Annotated in this window: 18 protein-coding genes; all 18 read left to right on the forward strand. The window is 34.8% G+C overall.

Going from position 1 to position 22,633, the window contains the following annotated elements; all coding sequences use genetic code 11:
• Positions 1–157: 157 nt before the first annotated feature.
• The 18 genes from PK35_RS09520 to PK35_RS09605 all read left to right on the forward strand — a co-directional run bounded on the left by PK35_RS09520 (position 158) and on the right by PK35_RS09605 (position 22,633).
• Positions 158–2,452: an NADP-dependent malic enzyme gene (locus PK35_RS09520; RefSeq protein ID WP_044626491.1), complete on the forward strand. Its 2,295-nt coding sequence runs from the start codon at positions 158–160 to the stop codon at positions 2,450–2,452.
• Between the two features lie 53 nt (positions 2,453–2,505).
• On the forward strand, positions 2,506–3,087 hold the full coding sequence (ruvA, locus tag PK35_RS09525) for a Holliday junction branch migration protein RuvA (protein WP_044626492.1): 582 nt from the start codon (positions 2,506–2,508) through the stop codon (positions 3,085–3,087).
• A gap of 6 nt (positions 3,088–3,093) precedes the next feature.
• Positions 3,094–10,443 carry a T9SS outer membrane translocon Sov/SprA gene (gene sov / locus PK35_RS09530; protein ID WP_117624667.1) on the forward strand — a complete coding sequence of 2,450 codons (7,350 nt, stop codon included), beginning with the start codon at positions 3,094–3,096 and terminating at the stop codon, positions 10,441–10,443.
• 66 nt (positions 10,444–10,509) lie between these two features.
• Positions 10,510–10,890, forward strand: coding sequence for a glycine cleavage system protein GcvH (gcvH, locus tag PK35_RS09535; RefSeq protein ID WP_044626493.1), 381 nt, complete (start codon positions 10,510–10,512; stop codon positions 10,888–10,890).
• On the forward strand, positions 10,883–11,260 hold the full coding sequence (locus tag PK35_RS09540; protein WP_052825964.1) for a VanZ family protein: 378 nt from the start codon (positions 10,883–10,885) through the stop codon (positions 11,258–11,260). The genes gcvH and PK35_RS09540 overlap by 8 nt, the downstream gene beginning before the upstream one ends.
• 61 nt (positions 11,261–11,321) lie before the next feature.
• Positions 11,322–12,044 (forward strand): energy transducer TonB, encoded by a 723-nt coding sequence (locus PK35_RS09545; RefSeq protein WP_044626494.1) that lies wholly within the window; start codon positions 11,322–11,324, stop codon positions 12,042–12,044.
• Between the two features lie 128 nt (positions 12,045–12,172).
• Positions 12,173–12,964, forward strand: a complete 792-nt coding sequence (locus PK35_RS09550; RefSeq protein ID WP_044626495.1) for an energy transducer TonB — start codon at positions 12,173–12,175, stop codon at positions 12,962–12,964.
• A gap of 144 nt (positions 12,965–13,108) precedes the next feature.
• Positions 13,109–15,211: a gliding motility protein RemB gene (locus PK35_RS09555; RefSeq protein WP_044626496.1), complete on the forward strand. Its 2,103-nt coding sequence runs from the start codon at positions 13,109–13,111 to the stop codon at positions 15,209–15,211.
• A gap of 75 nt (positions 15,212–15,286) precedes the next feature.
• Positions 15,287–16,180, forward strand: coding sequence for a heme o synthase (gene cyoE, locus PK35_RS09560; protein ID WP_044626497.1), 894 nt, complete (start codon positions 15,287–15,289; stop codon positions 16,178–16,180).
• A 4-nt stretch (positions 16,181–16,184) separates the two neighbouring features.
• Positions 16,185–16,766 carry a cytochrome c oxidase subunit 3 gene (locus PK35_RS09565; RefSeq protein ID WP_044626498.1) on the forward strand — a complete coding sequence of 194 codons (582 nt, stop codon included), beginning with the start codon at positions 16,185–16,187 and terminating at the stop codon, positions 16,764–16,766.
• A 116-nt stretch (positions 16,767–16,882) separates the two neighbouring features.
• Positions 16,883–17,851 carry a cytochrome c oxidase subunit 3 gene (locus tag PK35_RS09570; RefSeq protein WP_044626499.1) on the forward strand — a complete coding sequence of 323 codons (969 nt, stop codon included), beginning with the start codon at positions 16,883–16,885 and terminating at the stop codon, positions 17,849–17,851.
• A gap of 53 nt (positions 17,852–17,904) precedes the next feature.
• Entirely contained in the window at positions 17,905–18,285 is a 381-nt protein-coding gene (locus PK35_RS09575) for a cytochrome C oxidase subunit IV family protein (RefSeq protein WP_044626500.1), read from the forward strand.
• 87 nt (positions 18,286–18,372) lie between these two features.
• Positions 18,373–19,098: a hypothetical protein gene (locus PK35_RS09580; protein ID WP_044626501.1), complete on the forward strand. Its 726-nt coding sequence runs from the start codon at positions 18,373–18,375 to the stop codon at positions 19,096–19,098.
• Positions 19,085–19,825 (forward strand): SCO family protein, encoded by a 741-nt coding sequence (locus tag PK35_RS09585; RefSeq protein WP_044626502.1) that lies wholly within the window; start codon positions 19,085–19,087, stop codon positions 19,823–19,825. Before PK35_RS09580 ends, PK35_RS09585 begins: the two co-directional genes overlap by 14 nt.
• Before the next feature lies 1 nt (position 19,826).
• Complete coding sequence (locus PK35_RS09590) at positions 19,827–20,354, forward strand: DUF420 domain-containing protein (RefSeq protein WP_044626503.1); 528 nt, start codon at positions 19,827–19,829, stop codon at positions 20,352–20,354.
• 38 nt (positions 20,355–20,392) lie between these two features.
• Complete coding sequence (locus PK35_RS09595; protein ID WP_044626504.1) at positions 20,393–20,611, forward strand: membrane protein; 219 nt, start codon at positions 20,393–20,395, stop codon at positions 20,609–20,611.
• Between the two features lie 98 nt (positions 20,612–20,709).
• Complete coding sequence (locus tag PK35_RS09600) at positions 20,710–21,411, forward strand: ABC transporter ATP-binding protein (protein ID WP_044626505.1); 702 nt, start codon at positions 20,710–20,712, stop codon at positions 21,409–21,411.
• Positions 21,404–22,633, forward strand: coding sequence for an ABC transporter permease (locus PK35_RS09605; protein ID WP_044626506.1), 1,230 nt, complete (start codon positions 21,404–21,406; stop codon positions 22,631–22,633). The genes PK35_RS09600 and PK35_RS09605 overlap by 8 nt, the downstream gene beginning before the upstream one ends.

Genomic DNA, 22,633 nt, shown 5'->3' on the forward strand with positions numbered 1-22,633 from the left:
TTTCAGCTAAAAAAGTACCATAAAAAACCCAAAAATTACATACATCCATTAAATTGGTTTTTTATCTTTGTTCGTTTAAGAAAAGTCCTTTGTTTTAGTTTTGTAAGGCCTTTTAAATATTGTTTTTGCAAAAGCGAAAATCCATTAACTAAGTATTATGAGCGAAGAAAGTAAAAGACGTGAAGCCCTTATTTATCACGCAAAACCAACGCCAGGTAAAATAAAAATTGTTCCCACTAAAAAATATGCAACCCAACGCGATTTATCATTAGCATATTCGCCAGGAGTGGCTGTGCCTTGTCTTGAAATTGAAAAGGATAAAGAAGCGGCTTATAAATATACATCAAAAGGTAATTTAGTTGCGGTAATATCAAACGGTACTGCGGTTTTAGGTTTAGGAAATATTGGTCCTGAAGCTTCAAAACCAGTAATGGAAGGTAAAGGTTTATTATTTAAAATATTTGCCGATATTGATGTGTTTGATATCGAGGTTGATACCGAAAATATTGACGAGTTTATTGCAACCGTAAAAAATATAGCACCAACTTTTGGTGGTATAAATTTAGAAGATATTAAAGCACCAGGTGCTTTCGAAATAGAACGTCGCTTAAAGGAAGAACTTAGTATTCCTGTAATGCACGACGATCAACATGGTACTGCTATAATTTCGGCGGCAGCCTTATTAAATGCTATCGAGCTTACTGGTAGAAAAATTGAAGACGCGAAAATTGTAATTAGCGGTGCTGGTGCAGCGGCTATTTCTTGTTCGCGTTTGTATCAGGCATGTGGCGCTAAGCTAGAAAACATGGTGATGCTTGATAGTAAAGGTGTAATTCGTAAAGATCGCGATAACCTTACGCCTGAAAAAGCTGAATTCGCTACAGATAGAAAAATTGACACGCTGGAAGAAGCTATGAAAGATTCCGATGTGTTTATTGGTTTATCTATGGCAAATATTGTATCGCCAGAGATGTTGCTTTCTATGGCAAAAGATCCAATTGTTTTTGCTATGGCGAATCCCGATCCCGAGATTGCATACCAATTAGCTATCGATACGCGCGACGATATTATTATGGCTACAGGCCGAAGCGACCATCCTAACCAAGTTAATAATGTGTTAGGTTTTCCATTTATTTTCCGTGGGGCGCTCGATGTTCGTGCCACAGGAATTAACGAAGCTATGAAAATGGCAGCTGTTAAAGCTTTAGCACGATTAGCAAAAGAGCCAGTGCCAGAACAAGTAAATATTGCGTATGGCGAAACCCGATTAACCTTTGGTAAAGATTATATTATTCCAAAGCCATTCGATCCGCGTTTAATTGCCGAAGTACCACCAGCAGTAGCCAAAGCAGCTATTGAAAGTGGTGTGGCTAAAAAACCTATTACCGATTGGGAAAAATACACCGATTCGTTATTAGAGCGTTTAGGTTCCGATAATAAATTGGTTCGATTATTATTAAATCGTGCCAAATTAGATCCTAAACGTGTTGTTTTTGCAGAAGCAGATCATTTAGATGTGCTTAAAGCTGCGCAAATTGTATATGAAGAAGGTATTGCTATTCCAATTCTTTTAGGACGAAAAGAAACCATTGAAGAGTTAATGGCAGAGATTGAGTTTGATGCCGATATTTTAATTATCGATCCAAAAACTGAAGAAGAAAACGACAGGAAAAATAAATACGCAAAAGTATATTGGGAACAACGTAAACGTAAAGGCGTAACTTATTATTCGGCGCAACGTTTAATGCGAGAGCGTAATTATTTTGCGGCAATGATGGTTAACGAAGGTGATGCCGATGCTTTAATTTCGGGCTATTCCAGAAATTATCCAACGGTTGTAAAGCCTATGTTAGAGCTTATTGGTAAAGCCGATGGTATTTCAAGAGTGGCAACAACCAATTTAATGATGACCAAGCGTGGACCATTATTTTTAAGCGATACCTCAATAAATATCGATCCAGATGCTAAAAGTTTAGCTAAAATTGCGCAAATGACGTCCAAAGTTATTTCAATGTTTGGTTTAAATCCGGTAATGGCTATGGTGTCGTATTCAAACTTTGGATCTTCAAACAATCCAAGAGCTTCAAAAGTAACCGAGGCGGTTTCTTATTTACATCGTGCCAATCCAGATTTAGATGTTGATGGTGAATTACAAACCGATTTTGCCTTAAACGATACCATGCTTCGTGAAAAATTTCCGTTTTCAAAATTAGTTGGTAAAAAAGTAAATGCACTTATTTTTCCTAATCTAGATGCGGCAAACATCACCTATAAATTGTTAAAAGAGTTAAACGATGCCGAATCTATTGGGCCAATTATGATGGGTATGCGTAAACCTGTTCATATTTTACAGTTAGGAGCAAGCGTAGATGAAATTGTAAATATGACGGCTATTGCGGTTATTGATGCACAACATAAAGCAAAATGGGAATTAGAGCAACTGGAACAGTAATCCTTTAAAATACAATAATTTTATTACATTTGACGGATTAATAGTTGTAATACATGATAACGCACATTCAGGGGAAACTGGTTGAAAAAAATCCAACGCATGTTGTTATAGATTGTAACGGTGTTGGTTATATGCTGCACATATCGTTGCACACGTTTTCCCAAATACCAGATATAGAAAATTTAAAGCTGTTTACGCATCTTCAAGTTAAAGAAGATGCGCATACGCTTTATGGGTTTTCGTCCTTAGCCGAACGCGAAATATTTAGGTTATTGCTTTCTGTTAGCGGTATTGGGGCGAGTACGGCGCGTACCATGTTGTCGTCGTTAACACCAAAACAAGTACGTGAAGGTATTGCCAGCGAAGATGTGGCTTTAATTCAATCTATTAAAGGTATTGGAGCAAAAACCGCGCAACGTGTTATTATCGATTTAAAAGATAAAGTTTTAAAGATTTACGATATTGATGAAGTTTCAACAGCAAAAGACAATACCAACAAAGATGAAGCGTTATCTGCTTTAGAAGTGTTGGGTTACGCCAAAAAACAGGCGGAACGTGTGGTTAATAAAATTGTTGCAGCCCAACCTGAAGCTAACGTAGAAACTATTATTAAGGAAGCGCTCAAAAATTTATAACTAATTTTGAAGATAACCAGACCAAATCTACTCCAATTACCAAAGCAATACCTTGTATTTGCTATTGTACTTTTTTATTCGGTTGTAACTTGGTCGCAAACACCACAAGATTCTACACAAACAGGGTTTAGTTTAGGGAAACTAAAAACGCCAATACTCGACACTGTAGAGTCTAAATACACTTACGATCCGGTAACTAATCGTTATATTTATACCGAAACTATTGGGGATTACAATCTTAAATATCCTATAATTTTAACACCTTCAGAATATTTCGATTTAGTTGCAAAAGAAAACATTCGGAATTATTACAAAGAAAAAATTGATGCTTTCGATGGTAAAAAGGAAGGTAGCGAAGATGCGAAAAAAAATCTACTACCTGAGTTTTATGTAAATTCAGGACTTTTCGAAACCATTTTTGGGAGCAATGTTATAGAGTTAGTGCCAACGGGTAGTGTAGAAATGGATTTAGGTATCCTGTTTTCAAAGCAAGATAATCCAACATTTTCACCAAGAAACCGCAGTAATTTCACCTTCGATTTCGATCAACGAATCAGTTTAAGTTTATTAGGTAAAGTTGGTACGCGTTTGCAAGTAACGGCGAATTACGATACCCAATCTACCTTCGATTTTCAACAGCTGTTTAAGTTAGAATACACGCCAACAGAAGACGATATTTTACAAAAAATTGAAGTTGGTAATGTGAGCATGCCCTTAAATAGCTCGCTAATTACGGGAGCGCAAAGTTTATTTGGGGTAAAGGCACAATTGCAGTTTGGTAAAACAACTATTACAGGCGTGTTTTCCGAGCAAAAATCGCAATCAAATACGGTTATAGCACAAGGTGGAGGAACGGTAGAAGAGTTTGAGTTTTTTATTAGAGAATACGATGAAAACCGACACTTCTTCTTAGCGCAACATTTTAGAGATACCTACGATGCAGCACTTGCTAATTATCCGTTTATAAATAATAAAGGCTTGCAAATTACGCGTATTGAAGTTTGGATAACCAACCGTAGTAACCAAACCGATAATGTTAGAAACATTGTGGCCTTACAAGATTTAGGTGAATCGGTTTATACTCCAGGTAGTCCCGATGCCGATAATATTTTGTTAGATCCGCAAGCCAATGGATACGCCGGCTTTATTAACAAACCCAATGCGGTACCCGATAACTCCAATAACGATTTCGATCCAACAGTAATTGGTTCGGGTTCTATTTTAACTGATCAAATTCGCGATATCGCCACAGCACAACAAGGTTTTGGAGTGTTTTCATCGGTTGCTAAAGAAGGTTCCGATTATGCTAAAATTGAAAACGCTAGAAAATTAACCAACGGGCAAGAATATACATTAAATGAAGATTTGGGATATATTTCCTTAAATCAGCGTTTAACAAACGATGAGGTTTTAGCCGTGGCCTTTCAATATACTTTAGGCGGAAAGGTGTATCAAGTAGGTGAATTTGCAAACGATGGTATTGAAGCTACCAATGTTGAAACCAACGACGATGGAGTGGTAACTTCGGTAGTTAATTCCACTTTAGTTGTAAAAATGCTTAAAAGTAGTGTTACTAATGTAACGCAACCAGTTTGGGATTTAATGATGAAAAACATCTACGATACTGGAGCGTATAATTTAAGTAAAGATGATTTTAGATTAAACATTTTTTATAACGAAGCTTCACCATTAAACTACATTACGCCTGTTAATGGCAGCTTCGATTTAGATATAAACGGAAACCCAGTTACGCCTTCTACAAACGAAGACGATTTAATTCAAAACGTACCATTATTACGAGTTTTTAATTTAGATAAGCTTAATTTTAATAACGACCCGCAGGCCAAAGGAGATGGTTTCTTCGATTATGTATCTGGAATAACAGTAATTCCTCAAAACGGAAAAATTGTGTTTACCAGTGCCGAACCATTTGGAGAATATTTATACAATGTTTTAGGTGGAGGTAATAGCTATGATAATCCTACTTCATATAACGAAAACCAGCAAAAATATGTTTATGATGTGCTTTATTCCAGCACTAAAACTGCCGCTTTAGAGGCCGTTGAAAAAAATAAATTTAAGTTAAAAGGACGTTATAGTTCTTCGGGAGGAGGCGATGGTATTTCAATAGGTTCGTTTAATGTACCGCGTGGTTCGGTGCGTGTTACCGCAGGTGGTCGTGTGTTGGTTGAAGGTATTGATTATACAGTAGATTACGATTTAGGACAAGTTTACATTTTAGATGAAGCTTTAAAAGCTTCAGGAACTCCTATTGAAGTATCAACCGAAAATAATGCTGTTTTTGGGCAACAAACCAGACGTTTTGCAGGCGTAAATGTTGAGCATAAGTTTAATGAAAACTTTGTGTTAGGAGCAACATTTTTAAATCTTAACGAACGCCCAATAACGCAGAAGGCAAACTACGGTACAGAATCTATTAACAACACTATTTTTGGTTTTAATGGTAATTACGCAGCTAAAGTGCCATTTTTAACACGTATGGTAAACAAATTACCAAATATCGATACTGATGTAGAATCTAACGTGTCCCTTCGCGGTGAATTAGCTTATTTACTACCAGGAGCACCAAAAGGAACCGATTTTAATGGTGAACCAACTTCATATATCGACGATTTTGAGGGTACTCAAAACAGTATCGATTTAACCTCGCAACAATCATGGTATTTATCAAGTAGACCAGCCGATTTAGATGGTGACGGTGAAGTTGATAATGAATATGCCAATGGGATTGAAAGTGGTTACAATCGTGCCATGTTAAACTGGTATACCATCGATCCTATTTTTTACAGCAATCAAAGGCCAGACGAAATTACAGATGAAGACATGTCTAATTTATACACCAGTCGTGTATTTATAAATGAATTATTTCCCGAGGTCGATTTGGTTCAAGGACAAAATTCGGTGTTATTTACTCTCGATTTAGCCTACTACCCAGAAGAGCGTGGGCCTTACAATTTCGATCCTGAAGCTTCAAGTGGTACGCTTAATGACCCGCAAAATTCTTGGGCAGGTATAACCCGTCAAATTACATCAACAGATTTTGAGCAACAAAACGTCGAGTATATCGATTTTTGGATACAAGATCCGTTTCAAGATAACCCAACAAATCCTGGAGGAAAGTTGGTTTTAAACTTGGGTAATATTTCTGAAGATATTTTAAAAGATGGGCGTAAACTTTACGAAAATGGCTTGCCAGAAGATGGCGATATTACCATTTTAGAGCAGCAAGCTACCGATTGGGGAAGTGTTGTGCCACAAAATCAAAGTTTGGTTTATGCGTTCGATACCACTGGCGAAGAACGCGCTAATCAAGATGTTGGTTACGATGGTTATAGCGATGACGCTGAACGACGTTTCGCTACTAGAGAAAACCTAGCGGCAGAATATAGAACATTAGAAGATCCATCAAACGATAATTATACTTATTTTTTAAATGCCGAAGGTGATATTTTTGAGCGTTACAAAAAATACAATGGTGTAGAAGGTAATACGCCAGATACGTTTAGCGATACCAATCGAGGAGCCAATACACAACCAGATGTTGAGGATATTAACCGTGATAACACCATGAATACCATTGATAGTTATTACGAATATGAACTTGATATTACAAGACAGAATTTACCAGAATCTGAAGTTGAGTTTGAAAATCTTCCTAATTCAAATCCATTAAAAGAATATTTACGAGATTTTAAAAGCAGACCGCGAACTTTACCAAATGGCGAAAGAGTAAATGTGCGTTGGTATCAATTTAGAATTCCGGTACAAGGCGATTTAGCGCGAGCAGTTGGTGGTATTACCGATTTAAGATCGGTGCGTTTTACCAGGCTATTTCTAAAAGAATTTACCGAAACCACCATATTCCGTTTCGGTACGCTCGATTTGGTACGAAGCGATTGGAGACGATACACCCAAGCTTTAGATAAAGACGATCCAGATCCAAACGATCCACAAACCGATTTTTCTGTTGGTGTTATTGGTACGCTCGAAAACGAAGGTAGTTACCAACGCCCACCAGGTATTGAGCCAGAACAGTTATTCAATAACAATACGGTTGTAAACCAAAATGAGCAATCGTTAGTGCTAAAAGTGTGTAATTTAGAGAGTGAAGATTCTAGAGCGGTGTATAAAAATATTAACGTCGATATGCGCCAATATAAGCGTATTAGAATGTTTATGCATGCTGAAAATAGCGATGATGGTTCTAGTACTTTAAACGACGATGATTTAGTTGGTTTTATTAGAATGGGTAACGATTTAACCGATAATTATTATCAAATTGAAATTCCTTTAGAAATATCGACTAATACCACACGTGACGGACTTTGGCCAACCAATAACGAAATAAATTTACCTATCGAGATTTTAGGAAAAGTTAAAGCTCAAGGTATTTTTGATGCTTCTTTAAATAATGAAGATGCTACTTTTTATGATGTAGTAAATGGTGATATTGTTTTAGCAAGCGATCCGTTTGATGGTTATACGCTTGGTCAACATCGTGTAGGTATTAAAGGTAATCCAAACTTTGGCGATGTGCGTACGTTAATGGTTGGTGTTAAAAATAGATCGAATAGCAATAATGTTTGTGCCGAACTTTGGTATAACGAATTACGATTATCCGATATGGATAACGAAGGTGGTTGGGCTGCTGTTGTAAGTATGGATAGTAATATTGCCGATTTTGCAACCATTAGTGCTACTGGTAGCCAAAGTACTTCTGGTTTTGGTGCTTTAGAGCAAGGACCATCCGAACGTGCTTTAGAAGATGTGGTGCAATACGATTTAGTTACCAATGTAAATATAGGGCAACTATTACCAAAAAAATGGGGTGTGCAATTACCATTTAATTATGCGCAAAGCGAACAATTAATTACACCAAAATACGATGCGTTTTACGAAGATTTAACCTTGCAATCGCGTTTAGATGCTGCCGAAACAGAATCGGATAGAGAAGAAATTCTTCAAAATTCTGAAGATTATACCAAGCGTAAAAGCATCAATTTTATCGGAGTTAAAAAGAATAGAACAAGCGACAAGAAAGCCCGTTTTTACGATGTTGAAAACGTAACTTTAAATTATTCTTACAACAAGGTTGAACACCGTGATTTCGAAATTGAAAATGCCGTAAATAAAACGGTTAGGCTAGGCGCTAACTATGCGCATAATTTTAATCAGTTAACTGTTGAGCCTTTTATAAAGAACGATTCTTTGTTTACAGGAAAATATTGGAAGTTTTTAAAGGAGTTTAATTTCAATTTATTGCCTTCAAGTTTTACGGTTAGTAGCGATATTAACAGGCAATTTAATAGCCAACGTTTTAGAGCTATCGATTTATCAGACGATGATATTTCTGTAGAACAATTGCTACAGCGTAATTACACTTTCGATTTTCAGTATAACATCAACTACAACTTAACAAAATCATTACAGTTTAACTTTTCGGCAGCCAATAATAATATTGTTAGAAATTATTATAAAGGAGATTATTCAGAAGGCATACAAGACGAATCGCTTGATGTTTGGGATGGTATTTTAGATGTGGGCGATCCAAATAGGCAAACCCAAACCTTAGGTTTAACTTATCAACTACCTTTAAACAAAATACCAACGTTTAGTTTTATTGATGCTACTTATCAATATACCGGAACATTTTTATGGCAAAAAGGATCAGATTTATACGGCGAATTAGAATTGGATTACACCGATCCTAACGATCCGGAAAACACACTTTCTGGGGTTTTCGATTTAGGAAATTCGGTGCAAAATTCAAGTGTTCATAATTTAGTGACTACGCTAGATATGAATCGCTTTTACAAGTACGTAGGTTTGGTTAAAAAACCAATTAGAACAGTTCGGGCCAGAACCACAACACCAGGAGGGCCTCCAGGAGCGAATAATCGTAAGGCACCAGCACCTAAAAAACAAAATAAAACGGCTCGAAAATTAATAAATGCAGGTATCGATATTTTAACAAGTGTAAAACGCCTTACTTTTAATTATAACGAAAATAGTGGTACTTATTTGCCAGGTTACACACAAACACCAGGGTTTATTGGTACGTTAAAGCCATCAACAGGATTTACTTTTGGTAGCCAAAGCGATATACGATATCAAGCCGCTAAAAAAGGTTGGTTGACATTATATCCAGAGTTTAATGAACAATATACCACCACGCAACAAAAGCAGATTGATTACTCGGCAAACTTAGAACCTGTAAGAGATTTAAAAATTGATATTGTTGGTAACCGCGCTTACTACGAAAATTATACTGAAAATTACAATGTTAATAATGGTGAATACAACTCGTTAACTCCAAATACTTTTGGAAATTACAATATTTCAACGCTTTTAATAAAAACTGCATTTAGTAAGAGTGATGAAAATATTAGTGAAGCATTTAGTGATTTTAGAACGAATCGTTTAAAAATAGCTAATCGTTTAGCCGAAGCATTTTACGGTGGTTCAAGTTTCGAAAGAGATGAAGATGGCTATCCGTTAGGTTTTGGTAAAAACAATCAAAAAGTATTGTTGCCAGCATTTTTAGCAGCCTATTCCGGGCAAGATGCAAACGACGTAAAAACAAGTGCGTTTAGAGATGTGCCATTGCCAAACTGGGATTTAAAGTATACTGGTTTTATGAAGTTTAACTGGTTTAAAAAGCGCTTCAAACGTTTCTCTTTAACGCATGGTTATCGTTCTACTTATACCATCAATCAATTCAATACTAATTTAAATTTGAATTTAAATGTTGATGATAACGAGCAACCCATACCAGGTACACCGTATGTCGATCAACCAGATGAAGCTAAAGATCAATCAGGCAACTTTAAAAACGAGACTTTATTTAGTAATATCAATTTAAGTGAATCGTTTAGTCCGTTAATGCGATTGGATTTCGAGATGAAGAGTTCGGTTAAAATTTTAGCAGAAATAGCCAAAGACCGATTAATCTCATTGAGTTTCGATAATAATTTGGTAACCGAAATTCAAGGTAACGAATACACTATTGGCTTAGGATATCGAATTAAAGATTTGCGTATAAATTCTAAATTAGCAGGTCCTCAAAAGCGTATTGTGAGCGATTTAAATATGAAGGCCGATGTGTCTGTTCGCGATAATAAAACCATTATTCGTTATCTCGATTTAGATAATAATCAAATTACTTCTGGGCAAACCATTTGGGGTGTAAAATATAGCGCCGATTATGCCTTTAGTAAAAACTTAACAGGTATCTTTTATTTCGATTATACGTTTTCCGATTACGCTATTTCAACCGCATTTCCGCAAACAAGTATTCGTTCAGGCCTAACCTTACGATATAATTTTGGAAATTAACAATTAAAAGGTTTCAATTTTAAGTTTGAATAAATACATTTGCCGAAACAAACTTAAATACAGAACATGAATATTCCAGCAGATTTAAAGTACACCAAAGACCACGAGTGGGTTAAAATTGAAGATGACATCGCAATTATTGGTATTACCGATTTTGCCCAAGGCGAATTAGGTGATATTGTTTATGTTGAAGTTGAAACTTTAGACGAAACCCTTGAAGCTGATGAAGTTTTTGGTACTGTTGAAGCTGTAAAAACCGTTTCAGATTTATTTTTACCGCTTTCTGGTGAAATTATTGAGTTTAATGAAACCCTTGAAGACGAGCCAGAAAAAGTAAATACCGATCCTTACGGCGATGGCTGGATGATAAAAGTAAAATGCTCTAATTTGTCTCAAGTAGAAGGTTTGCTTACAGCTGATGATTATAAAGCTTTAATAAGTGCTTAAAAAAGGGCTATTAGTAGTAACCATAATTTATACCATAGCTATAGCGGTAGCTTGCTTAATAAATGTAAGCGAATTGCCAGAAGTTGATATATCGTTCGCCGATAAAATATTTCACTTTGTAACCTATGCATTGTTAATGGGCTTATGGTACTTCTCTTTAGTTTATACCCTAAAATTTAGCCCAAAAAAAGGCATGTTGTATGCTTTTATAATTGCGTTTGTATTTGGCATGATTATTGAAGTATTACAAGATACCCTAACAACAACAAGATCCTTAGATGTTTTTGATGTTGTTGCAAATACTTTTGGCGCTTTACTTGCAACCTTAGTATTAAGTTTTTACAATAAGTTACGAGTTAAAAACAAATAAACTGTTGCATTTTTAATAAATAAATAGTTATTTTACCAATCTTGAAAAACAATTAAATAAAATGGAACCTAAAAAAAATCCTAAAGCAAATGTAGCACGTAATAGTTCGCTTTATTTTGCTATTGGTTTAGCTTTAATGCTATTCTTAACAAACTACGCAATAAACTACAAAACATACGAAAAAAACGATATCGATATAGGTATGGTTAACATGGAGGAAGAGTTTGAAGAAGAAATTCCATTAACACAACAAATACAAACCCCGCCACCGCCACCGCCACCACCAGCAGCCCCAGAAGTTATCGAGATTGTTGAAGATGAGGTAGAGGTTGAAGAAACTGTAATCGAATCTACTGAGGTAGACCAAGAAACAGAAATTGTTGAGGTTGAGGAAGTGGAAGTAGTAGAAGTAGAAGAAGATATTGATGTACCATTCTCAGTAATTGAAAACGTACCAGTTTTCCCAGGTTGTGAAAAAGAGAAAACAAACAACGCGAAAAGAGCTTGTATGTCTAAAAAAATATCACAGTTTGTAAACAAAAAGTTTAATACAGATTTAGCTGGAGATTTAGGTTTATCTGGAAGACAACGTATTAACGTAATCTTTAAAATAGACAAAACAGGAAACATCTCTGGAGTTCGTGCAAGAGCGCCACACCCAGGTTTAGAAAAAGAAGCTAAGCGTGTAATTGGCTTATTACCTAAAATGCAACCAGGTAAACAACGTGGAAAACCAGTAAACGTTCCATATTCGTTACCAATTATTTTCCAAGTTCAAGATTAAATTATTTTTTTCCGATGGCATTCGGAAACTAAAAATAAAAACCCGTTACAGAAATGTAGCGGGTTTTCTTTTTTGGTATGCTTATTGAGGCTTTATCATAATATTAACATTTTAACTTATAATTTATTATGAAAAATTTTAAAAATGTGCCAGAGTCCACTCGCCAAAACGGACAAAGCACAAAAAAACCGCAAAAGCATTATGCAAATTTACAAAAAAACACAACCTTGTATTTTCAAATTGGTTTAATTGTGTGTTTGCTCGCTTCCTTTGGTTTACTAGAGATGAATTTTAAAACGGAAACACCTCAAGTAGGCGATCTATTACTACCGGACGATTACACCGAAATTGCCATCGAAAATTTTAAAGTGTACCAAACACCGCAAGCCGAAACAAAACCTCAAACCAAGCAGCAAACTCTTTTTATTGAGGATTACGAGGAAGTGGAAAATGACTTTGTAAAAGAAGAATTTGAAGATGTGATTACCGCTGAAGAATTTACAACTAGCGATGAGCCAATCGATCCTAGTGATATCGTATTAGAGGAAATAATTGATGATACGCCCATTCCTGTAAACTTTATTCAAAACGTTCCTATTTTTCCAGGTTGCGAAGGTGAAGTAACCAACCAAGGCCGAAAAAAATGCATGGAAAAGAAAATTGCAAAACTAGTACAACGTAAATTTGATGCCGATTTAGCTTCCGATTTAGGCTTAAGTGGAAAACAAGTGATTCAAACCCAATTTACAATCGATAAAACGGGACATATAACAAACATTAAAACCCGTGCGCCACATAAGCGATTAGGTAGTGAAGCCGAACGCGTAATAAATCTTATTCCAGAAATGACACCAGGAAAACAAAACGATAAAAATGTTGGTGTGGTTTATACCTTGCCTATTGTATTTCAAGTACAGTAGTTATATACTTTTACAAAATCAAAACCGTTATCTAAATCAGATAGCGGTTTTTTGTTTTAGCCTTTTAACTAAAATAGTATTACCATGTGGCTTATGTAAAAATTATAGTATCTTTCGCTATTAATTAAACTTTAACTAATTAAAATGAAGCAATTCATTGTCCTTCTTCTACTTTTTACTCAATTTAACAGCTTTTCGCAAACTATCAATGCTTCCGAAAAACAACCTATTTTTCCTAGCTGTAAAGATGTTCCTGCCGATTCTTTAAAGCTATGTTTTACCAATAAGGTGTATCAAATAATAAAATCGGAATTTAAAACACCAGATATTGTTATAAAAGATGAATATAAAGGGGATGTTTCGGTGATTTTTGAAGTTGATACCTTGGGGACATTTAAACTTATTTATGTTAATGCGGTTTATAAAGAATTAAAAGAAGAAGCCGAACGTGTTTTTAAGCTGTTTCCAAAAATTGAACCAGCAAGTTATAATGGCCGAAAAACCTTTAAACAATATGCGCTTCCTATTAAAATTCCATTATCCGATTTTAATAATGCGCCAGCAAATAGTGCAGAGGTAACAAGCGAGATTAAAAAGTTAGAAGAAGCTTACCAAACGGAATACGACGATGTAAATAATAGTATAACCAGTTATAACGACAATGCCTTTTCAAGCCAGTTAAACATACAATTTACACATAGTGATTATGCCAGGTTCGAGAGAGCCATAAATGTTGTTGGTATCAATAGTCATACCGCTTCAAAACCTTTTGTGCACTCAGAGGTTTCAAAGTATTACGATTTTAAAGCTGAAAAAGATAAGTTGCTTCAAGAAAGAAAAACATGGTTCGGGAAAAAACTTTGGAACGAACATTTGGTGCAATTACAAGGTAAAAACTATTGGTTTACTATCGATCCAATTTTCGATTTTGAAGTTGGTAAAGATACCGAAGCTGATTTTAGTTCAACCTACAACAATACACGAGGATTATTGGTAAAAGGCGGATTGGGGAAAAACTTTAATTTTTACACATCGGTTTTCGAGAGTCAAGGTCGTTTTGCACAATATTTTAACGAGTATGCCGAAAGTTTGCGTGGTTTTGGGCCAGATCCAGCAATTATTCCTGGTCGTGGTATTGCTAAAGCTTTTAAAACCGATTCTTATGATTACCCAGTGGCAGAGGCTTATTTGTCGTATGCCCCAGCCGATTTTGTAAATATTCAATTTGGTCATGGTAAAAACTTTATTGGCGATGGTTACAGGTCGTTGTTTTTAAGTGATGTGGCGAGTCCGCACCCATTTTTAAAACTAAATACTAAATTCTGGAAAATTAAATATACCAATACTTGGATGTGGTTAAAAGATGTACGCCCTGAAGTAACAACCGATGACGCTTTTTTAACCAAATACATGGCAACCCATTTTTTAAGTTGGAATGTCACTAAGCGATTAAATGTTGGATTTTTTGAATCGGTAATTTGGGCTAAAACTGCCAATCGAAATTTTGATGTTAATTATTTAAATCCTATTATTTTTTATCGCGCCATAGAGTTTGAAACTGGGCAAGATGCTGGAAATGCCATTATGGGAACTTCAGCAAAATACAAATGGAACAATAATATTAATTTATACAGCCAGTTTATTTTAGATGAGTTTTCGCTTAGCGATGTAAAAGCAGGAAATAAAAGCTGGAAAAATAAATTTGGTTACCAATTAGGGGTTAAATACTACAACGCCTTTAACGTTGATAATTTAATGCTGCAAATGGAATATAATCGCGTGCGTCCTTACACGTATTCACATAGTACAATTGCAACAAATTACGGGCACAATAACCAATCGATGGCGCATTTATGGAGTGCTAATTTTAGCGAATTGGTACTTATGGGATATTATTTCCACAACCGTTGGTATGCTAATGCAAAATTTATTTTCGGTAAACGTGGTTTTGATTATAATACTGATACCGACAATTTTAGTTATGGTGGCGATATTTATAGAAATTATAATGACCGACCAATAAACACAGGGGTTAAAGTTGGGCAAGGCATTGCTACAAATAGTTTTTACGGGAATTTACAGGCGGGTTACGTTGTAAATCCATCGAGTAATTTAAAACTGTTTACCGATATTACAGTGCGTAATTTTAATCCAGATGCTACAACCGAAACAGTTTATAAAAGCAACACGGTTTGGTTTAATTTTGGTTTACGTACCGATTTGTTTAATTGGTATTTTGATTATTAAATAAAACATTGCTCAAAATTCTTTTAAGGCGTATCTTTGCACTCGCAAAACAAAACGGGCGAAGCCTAAACGCAATTGAGCAAAACAAATCCATCAGTAACAGCACCTTCTGTAATTTCAGATTTTAAAGAAATCACAAAAATGCGATTGGCATTAAGTGTGGTATTCTCGTCGGTAGCTGGATATTTATTAGGTGTTGAAATTGTAGAAGTAAAAACCTTAGTTTTATTGGCTTTAGGCGGTTATTTTATGGTAGGCGCTTCAAACGCATTTAATCAAATTATCGAAAAAGATTTAGATGCTTTAATGAGTCGTACTAAAAATCGCCCCATTCCTGCAGGTCGTATGTCAGTTTCAACCGCATTTGTTATCGCTTGTGTTTTTACGCTATTAGGAATCATCATTTTATACACCATAAACAAGCAAACGGCGATGTTTGGTGCCATTTCTATTTTTTTATACACTTGTGTTTATACGCCTTTAAAAACCAAAACGCCATTAGCTGTTTTTGTTGGCGCCATTCCTGGAGCTATTCCGTTTATGTTGGGTTGGGTTGCGGCAACCGACGATTTTGGTATTGAACCAGGAACACTTTTCGCCTTACAATTCTTTTGGCAATTCCCTCACTTTTGGGCGATTGGTTGGTTTTTGTTCGACGATTATAAAAAAGGCGGATTTTTTATGCTACCAACAGGAAAACAAGATAAAGGCACCGCAGTACAAACCATTATGTACACTATTTGGACTATCATGGTATCCATAATTCCCGTTTTTGGTTTTACAGGACGATTACAACTTTCAATTATAGCAACTGTTTTGGTATTCGCATTAGGTTTATGGATGTTGTATTATGCTATAAGATTGTTTAGATTAATGACCGAGAAGGCTGCAAAGCAACTTATGTTAGTGAGTGTATCGTATATTTCGCTAGTGCAAATTGTATATGTAGTCGATAAATTTTTACATTAAATTCATGGATTTAACCCAAGGTACACCCCAAGAAAAAAATATTAGAGCCAAAAAAATGATGCTTTGGTTTGGCATTATTTCACTTATTATGTCGTTTGCTGGTTGGACCAGTGCTTTCGTGGTAAGTAGTTCGCGCCCCGATTGGCTTAAAGATTTCCAGTTGCCAAACGCTTTTATTATTAGCACGGTTGTAATTGTAATTAGTAGTATTACTTTTTTACTAGCAAAAAACGCACTAAAAAAAGACAATAAAAGTTTAACCACCATCTGGTTGGTAATCACTTTAATTTTAGGAGTTGTATTTATTTTTAATCAATTTCAAGGTTTTCAAGAAATAATTAACCTTGGTTATAACTTTACAGGGCCAACTAGTAATGTAACCATGTCCTATATTTATTTAATTGCAGTAGTGCATATTTTACACGTGGTAGTTGGGTTAATTTGTTTGTTAGTGGTGATTTATAATCACTTAAGAAATAAATATAATGCTAATAACAAATTAGGCTTCGATTTAGCAGCAACCTTTTGGCATTTTATAGATATACTTTGGGTGTATTTGTTTTTGTTTCTTTATTTTGTAGGCTAATAAAAATATTAAAAATCAACTTTTATTTAAAGTGGGTATAATTTGCACTTTGATGTTTTATTACATAAATAAAATACCTATTTTTGTGCAACTTTTATAAACAATAACCAAAATTTATGAGTACAGCAGTAGCAGAAGGCAAAACGTGGATCGGCGGAAACGAACCACTTAAAGCTAGTTACGGAAAGATGATGATGTGGTTTTTCATCCTTTCAGATGCCTTAACTTTCTCTGGGTTTTTAGCAGCCTACGGATTTTCAAGATTTAAATTTATTGATGCATGGCCAATTGCGGACGAGGTGTTTACTCACGTTCCGTTTTTACACGGCCAAGAATTACCAATGATTTATGTAGCCTTTATGACGTTCATCCTAATTATGTCGTCGGTTACCATGGTATTAGCTGTTGATGCCGGTCATCATTTAAATAAAGCTAAAGTTACCATTTATATGTTTTTAACCATTATTGGTGGTTTAATTTTCGTAGGGTCTCAAGCTTGGGAATGGGCTACTTTTATTAAAGGTGATTTTGGTGCTGTACAAACAAAAGGAGGAAACATTTTACAGTTTGTTGATACCGAAGGGCATCGTGTTGCCTTGAGTGATTTTGTTGTAGCAGGACATAGAGATAGAACAGAACATGAACGTAAAAACGGATTGTGGTTTGTTAACGAAGGTACTTTACCAACCTATACTGTTGAAGAGGTAATTCACGGTTTAGAGTCGCACGACAATATTTTAGTAAGAACTCAATTGTTAACCGAAGAAGGTGAGAAAACCGTGTTGTCGAGAGCTGAATCTTTAGAGGTTTTAAAAGCGAATGGTAAAGCAGTTGTTGAAGGAGCAAACCTTCATGTAAACGAATACGGTTCACCATTATTTGCCGATTTCTTTTTCTTTATTACAGGATTTCACGGTTTCCACGTATTTTCAGGTGTCGTTATCAATATCATTATTTTCTTTAATGTGGTAATTGGTACTTACGAAAGACGTAAAAGCTACGAAATGGTTGAAAAAGTTGGTTTATACTGGCACTTTGTAGATTTAGTTTGGGTATTCGTATTCACATTCTTCTACTTAGTTTAATAAAATAATATTGCGCCTAAAGCGGCAACGCCAAGGGCTAAAAGAAACATAACATGGCACACGAACATAAATTAGAAATTTTTAGAGGACTTTGGAAGTTTAAGTCTAACAAGCAAAAAATCTGGGGTGTTTTAGCATTTTTATCTTTTATAACTGCAATCGAAGTTGTTTTAGGTATTTACAAACCAGAAGGTTTAATGGCTAAGTTTTTAGGGATGAAATTACTTAACTGGATTTTCATCATTTTAACCATTGTAAAAGCATATTATATTGCTTGGGATTTTATGCACTTACGCGACGAAACTAAAGGATTAAGACGCGCTGTAGTTTGGACAGGTGTTTTCTTAATACTTTATTTAGTATTTATTTTGTTACAAGAAGGCGGATACGTATTTAGAGTTTATGACGAAGGATTTATAAAACGTGATTTTTAGTTTATAAAAATCAGTTAAATATAGATATTAAGGCGGTTTTTAAACCGCCTTTTTTTATTTTTGCAAAACGTTTTTTGTACCTGTTTTATGAGTAAGAAAAAAGCAAGCACATATTTTGTTTTAGTCGTATTGTTCTTTTTGCCAGTAGCGTTTTTATTGTTGTTGTATCCTGCAACACACAACTATACACCGCTAGAAGTGATTAAAGAAAATGTTGAAGATTTAAATGGATTTACCTCAAATAGTAACGAGCCTATTCAGTTAAAAGAGCACATTACGGTGTTGGGGTTTTTAGGAGCAAATCCAATTGAGCATACCATAGCAGCATCAAACTTAAAAGAGTTGGTTTACGATAAGTTTAAAGGCTTTAAAAAGTTTCAAATTGTGATGCTTTTACCATTAGGTACAGAAGCTTCAGTAGAAACCATTAAAAAGGAAATAAGCTCGTATGAAAGTTTGGAGTATTGGCATTTTGCTTTTGCTTCACCGGGTCATATAAAACGAGTTTATAATAGTTTAAAAACCAACCAGCCTTTAGCTGAAGATTTATACACCCAAAAAGTTTTTGTGGTTGATAAAGATTTAAATCAACGTGGTCGATTTGATGATAGAGAAGATAAAGAAAAGGAAAAAAATAAGCCTGTTTATGGCTTAAACGGTTACGATTGCATTGAAGTAGCCGAAATAAAAAACAAAATGAGCGACGATTTACGTGTGTTATTTACCGAATACCGCCAAAAACGAAAAGGTGAATTTGAAAATACCGATACCCGACGCGCCAACGACTTAAAAAGTAACCATGAAGAAAACTAATTATTCATACATTGGTATTGCCTTTATTATTTTGATTTTTGGTATTTTATTTATACCTAAAATTGTAGATCGTGTAACCAATGGCGATGTTACAAGAAACGAAAGCCGTAGCGATTTTGCCAATAAAAAAGGGCAACCTTCTAATTTACTTTTTATTGATAATAATGGCGAAAAACGTAAAGTACCAGCATTTAGTTTTACAAATCAAGATGGTAAATTAGTTACTAATAAAGATTATTTAGGAAAGGTTTATGTGGTTGAATTCTTTTTTACAACCTGCCCAACTATTTGTCCAAGAATGAATGCTAACTTGGTACAAATTCAAAATACCTTCAAAGATTTTGAAAATTTTGGTGTGGCATCGTTCACCATAAATCCTGATTATGATACACCAGAAGTTTTAAAACAATATGCCGATAATTACGGAATTACAAATCCAAATTGGAATTTATTAACTGGAGATAAAGATGCCATTTATGAATTAGCGAACATCGGATTTTTTATTTACGCGGCACAAAATGAAGATGTTTTAGGTGGTTTTGAGCATTCTGGAAACTTTGCATTGATAGATAAAAACGGATTTATTCGTTCTAGAGCAGACGAAAATGGAAATCCAATTATATATTATAAAGGCATTATTTCTGAAGAAGAGCAAGTTGATGACGATGGTGTGCAACAAGAAATTAGTATTTTAAAAGAAGATATAGCCAAATTATTAAAAGAATAATATGAATACAGATAAAAACTTAGGGAACGAAAAAAAGTATAACAAACTCATCGTTGTGTTATCGGTAGTTATTCCAATTGTAGTGGCTTTGCTATTTGGAATAAAGTTAGATATTGAGTTACCCATATTTTTACCTCCCGTTTATGCTATAATTAATGCATTAACTGCTTTGGTATTGGTTTTAGCATTTATTCAAATTAAGAATGGAAATGTAAAAGCGCACGAAAGACTAAATAAGTTTGCTATTTTATTATCGGTATTGTTTTTGGTAATGTATGTATTGTATCATATGACGAGCGACTCAACAAAGTATTTAGGCGATTATGCAGTTGTTTACTATATTATTTTAATCAGTCACATTATTTTATCGGTTGTAGTTATTCCATTTGTGCTAATAACCTATGCACGTGCTATAACTAATAACTTTGAGTTGCATAAAAGAATAGCAAAAATTACTTTTCCATTATGGTTGTATGTGGCTATTACTGGAGTAATTGTTTATGTAATGATTGCGCCTTATTATAATTAAACAGTATTTTTATTATAAACTTTAAACCGCGCTATAGGATGAAGCATAAATTGCTGTTTTTTTTATTTTCTATTTTTCTTTTATTAGAAGGAAATGCGCAATGTGCTATGTGTAGAGCGGTTTTAGAAAGTGAAGAAAGCCAAACAGCAGCCGAAGCTATTAACGATGGTATTGTGTATTTAATGGCAATCCCTTACTTACTCGTTGGAGGATTAATTTTCTTTATTTATAAGAAATATAGCACGTTAAAAAAGTAATAAAATTTTTTTTCTAATATTTATGTAACATTTCTTTGTATTGATAGTCTAAGAAGAAAGACTTTTAACAAGTCAACTAATCAATCAAAAAAACAGAAATGTTAAAAATTAACCAGCTTCACAAATCCTATCCCATAGGAGATTCAAGTTTACATGTTTTAAAAGGAATCGATTTATCGGTTGATGAAGGCGAAATGGTCGCTATTATGGGATCTTCGGGTTCAGGAAAGTCAACCCTTTTAAATATAATAGGTATGTTAGATGAAGCTGATACTGGAGATTATATTCTCGATGGCTTACCTATTAAAAACCTTACCGAAAAAAAAGCAGCCGTTTACAGGAATAAATTCTTAGGATTCATTTTTCAATCCTTCAACTTAATCAATTATAAAAATGCTATCGAAAACGTGGCATTACCGCTTTATTATCAAGGTATAAAACGTAAAGAACGTATTGAGAAAGCAAAGTTTCATTTAGAAAAGGTTGGTTTGTTAGATTGGGCCGATCATTTACCTAAAGAACTTTCTGGAGGGCAAAAACAACGTGTGGCCATAGCACGAGCCTTAGCTGCAAATCCCAAATTATTACTTGCCGATGAGCCAACTGGGGCTCTCGATACCAAAACGTCTCACGAAATTATGGCTTTTATCCAAAGTCTTAACGACGAAGGTAAAACCATATTAATGGTAACTCACGAAGAAGATATTGCAAACATGTGCAAGCGTATAGTGCGCCTACGCGATGGTGTTATTATGGAAGATAAAAAAGTAACCCAAGTAAGAGCAGAACAGTATGTTTGATTTAGATCTTTGGCGCGAAATTTTTCAAAGTATAAACATGAATCGTACCCGAAGTGTACTCTCTGGGTTTACGGTGGCCTTTGCCATTTTATTGTTTGCCATTCTTTTTGGTATTGCAAATGGTTTGCAAAATACTTTTAACGATCAATTTGTTGATGATGCTAATAACTCAATTTTTATTAGGTCTGGTTTCACTTCAAAAGCACATAAAGGTTTTCAAGCCGGACGAAAAATTCAGTTTGAAAATAAAGACTACAATTTTGTAAAAGAAGAGTATAACGACGACATTGAATATTTAACTGCACGTGTTTACAAAAGCTTAAATGCATCATATAAAGGAGAACAAAATACTTACGATGTGCGTGCCGTACATCCCGATCATCAGTTTTTAGAGCGCACCATTGTAAAAGAAGGGCGCTATATCAATTTTAATGATATTAAAAATTTAAGTAAAGTGGTGGTTGTAGGGCGTTTAGTTGAAGAGGATTTATATAAAAAAACCACCGCATTAGGAAAGTATATTAATCTTAGTGGTATTCAGTATAAAATTGTTGGTGTTTTTGAAGATGAAGGTGGCGATTACGAAGAGCGCCGCATTTATATGCCTATTACCACCGCACAAAACATTTATGGTAACAATAATTATATCGATGAAATAAATCTTACTTACAATCCAGAAATGAGTTCCGATGAAGCCTTAGCCTTTGGTAATAAAATGCTGGCTAAATTAAAGGATCGATTTTCTGTAGCTAATACCGATCAACGTGCTATTAGAATATGGAATATGGCTCAAGGCACAAAACAAGTCGATATTATGACCTCTAGTTTAACCGTAATTATTTTAATAATTGGTTTAGGTACACTTATCGCGGGTATTGTTGGTATAAGTAATATTATGATTTTTATAGTAAAAGAGCGTACCAAAGAAATTGGTATTCGTAAAGCCCTTGGGGCATCACCAAGATCTATCGTATCTATTATTTTAATAGAGTCTGTTATAATAACAGCCATTGCAGGTTATATAGGTTTATTGGCTGGAGTTGGCGTTTTAGAGTTAGTTGGTCCGTCGCTAGAAACCTATTTTATAAAAGACCCAGGTGTAAGTACCAGTTTAGTATTTGGTGCCACTATAACGCTAATTGTTGCCGGAACCATTGCAGGATATTTACCAGCTAAAAAGGCATCACAAATTAAACCCATTGTAGCACTTAGAAACGATTAA

Source organism: Neotamlana nanhaiensis (assembly GCF_000943555.1).
In the GTDB taxonomy this organism is placed as follows: Bacteria; Bacteroidota; Bacteroidia; order Flavobacteriales; family Flavobacteriaceae; genus Neotamlana; species Neotamlana nanhaiensis.

Coding starts and splice junctions, on each gene's coding strand:
- PK35_RS09520 (WP_044626491.1), top strand. CDS start 158: ATGAGCGAAGAAAGTAAAAGACGTGAAGCCCTTATTTATCACGCAAAA.
- ruvA (WP_044626492.1), top strand. CDS start 2,506: ATGATAACGCACATTCAGGGGAAACTGGTTGAAAAAAATCCAACGCAT.
- gcvH (WP_044626493.1), top strand. CDS start 10,510: ATGAATATTCCAGCAGATTTAAAGTACACCAAAGACCACGAGTGGGTT.
- PK35_RS09545 (WP_044626494.1), top strand. CDS start 11,322: ATGGAACCTAAAAAAAATCCTAAAGCAAATGTAGCACGTAATAGTTCG.
- PK35_RS09550 (WP_044626495.1), top strand. CDS start 12,173: ATGAAAAATTTTAAAAATGTGCCAGAGTCCACTCGCCAAAACGGACAA.
- PK35_RS09555 (WP_044626496.1), top strand. CDS start 13,109: ATGAAGCAATTCATTGTCCTTCTTCTACTTTTTACTCAATTTAACAGC.
- PK35_RS09565 (WP_044626498.1), top strand. CDS start 16,185: ATGGATTTAACCCAAGGTACACCCCAAGAAAAAAATATTAGAGCCAAA.
- PK35_RS09570 (WP_044626499.1), top strand. CDS start 16,883: ATGAGTACAGCAGTAGCAGAAGGCAAAACGTGGATCGGCGGAAACGAA.
- PK35_RS09575 (WP_044626500.1), top strand. CDS start 17,905: ATGGCACACGAACATAAATTAGAAATTTTTAGAGGACTTTGGAAGTTT.
- PK35_RS09580 (WP_044626501.1), top strand. CDS start 18,373: ATGAGTAAGAAAAAAGCAAGCACATATTTTGTTTTAGTCGTATTGTTC.
- PK35_RS09585 (WP_044626502.1), top strand. CDS start 19,085: ATGAAGAAAACTAATTATTCATACATTGGTATTGCCTTTATTATTTTG.
- PK35_RS09590 (WP_044626503.1), top strand. CDS start 19,827: ATGAATACAGATAAAAACTTAGGGAACGAAAAAAAGTATAACAAACTC.
- PK35_RS09595 (WP_044626504.1), top strand. CDS start 20,393: ATGAAGCATAAATTGCTGTTTTTTTTATTTTCTATTTTTCTTTTATTA.
- PK35_RS09600 (WP_044626505.1), top strand. CDS start 20,710: ATGTTAAAAATTAACCAGCTTCACAAATCCTATCCCATAGGAGATTCA.
- PK35_RS09605 (WP_044626506.1), top strand. CDS start 21,404: ATGTTTGATTTAGATCTTTGGCGCGAAATTTTTCAAAGTATAAACATG.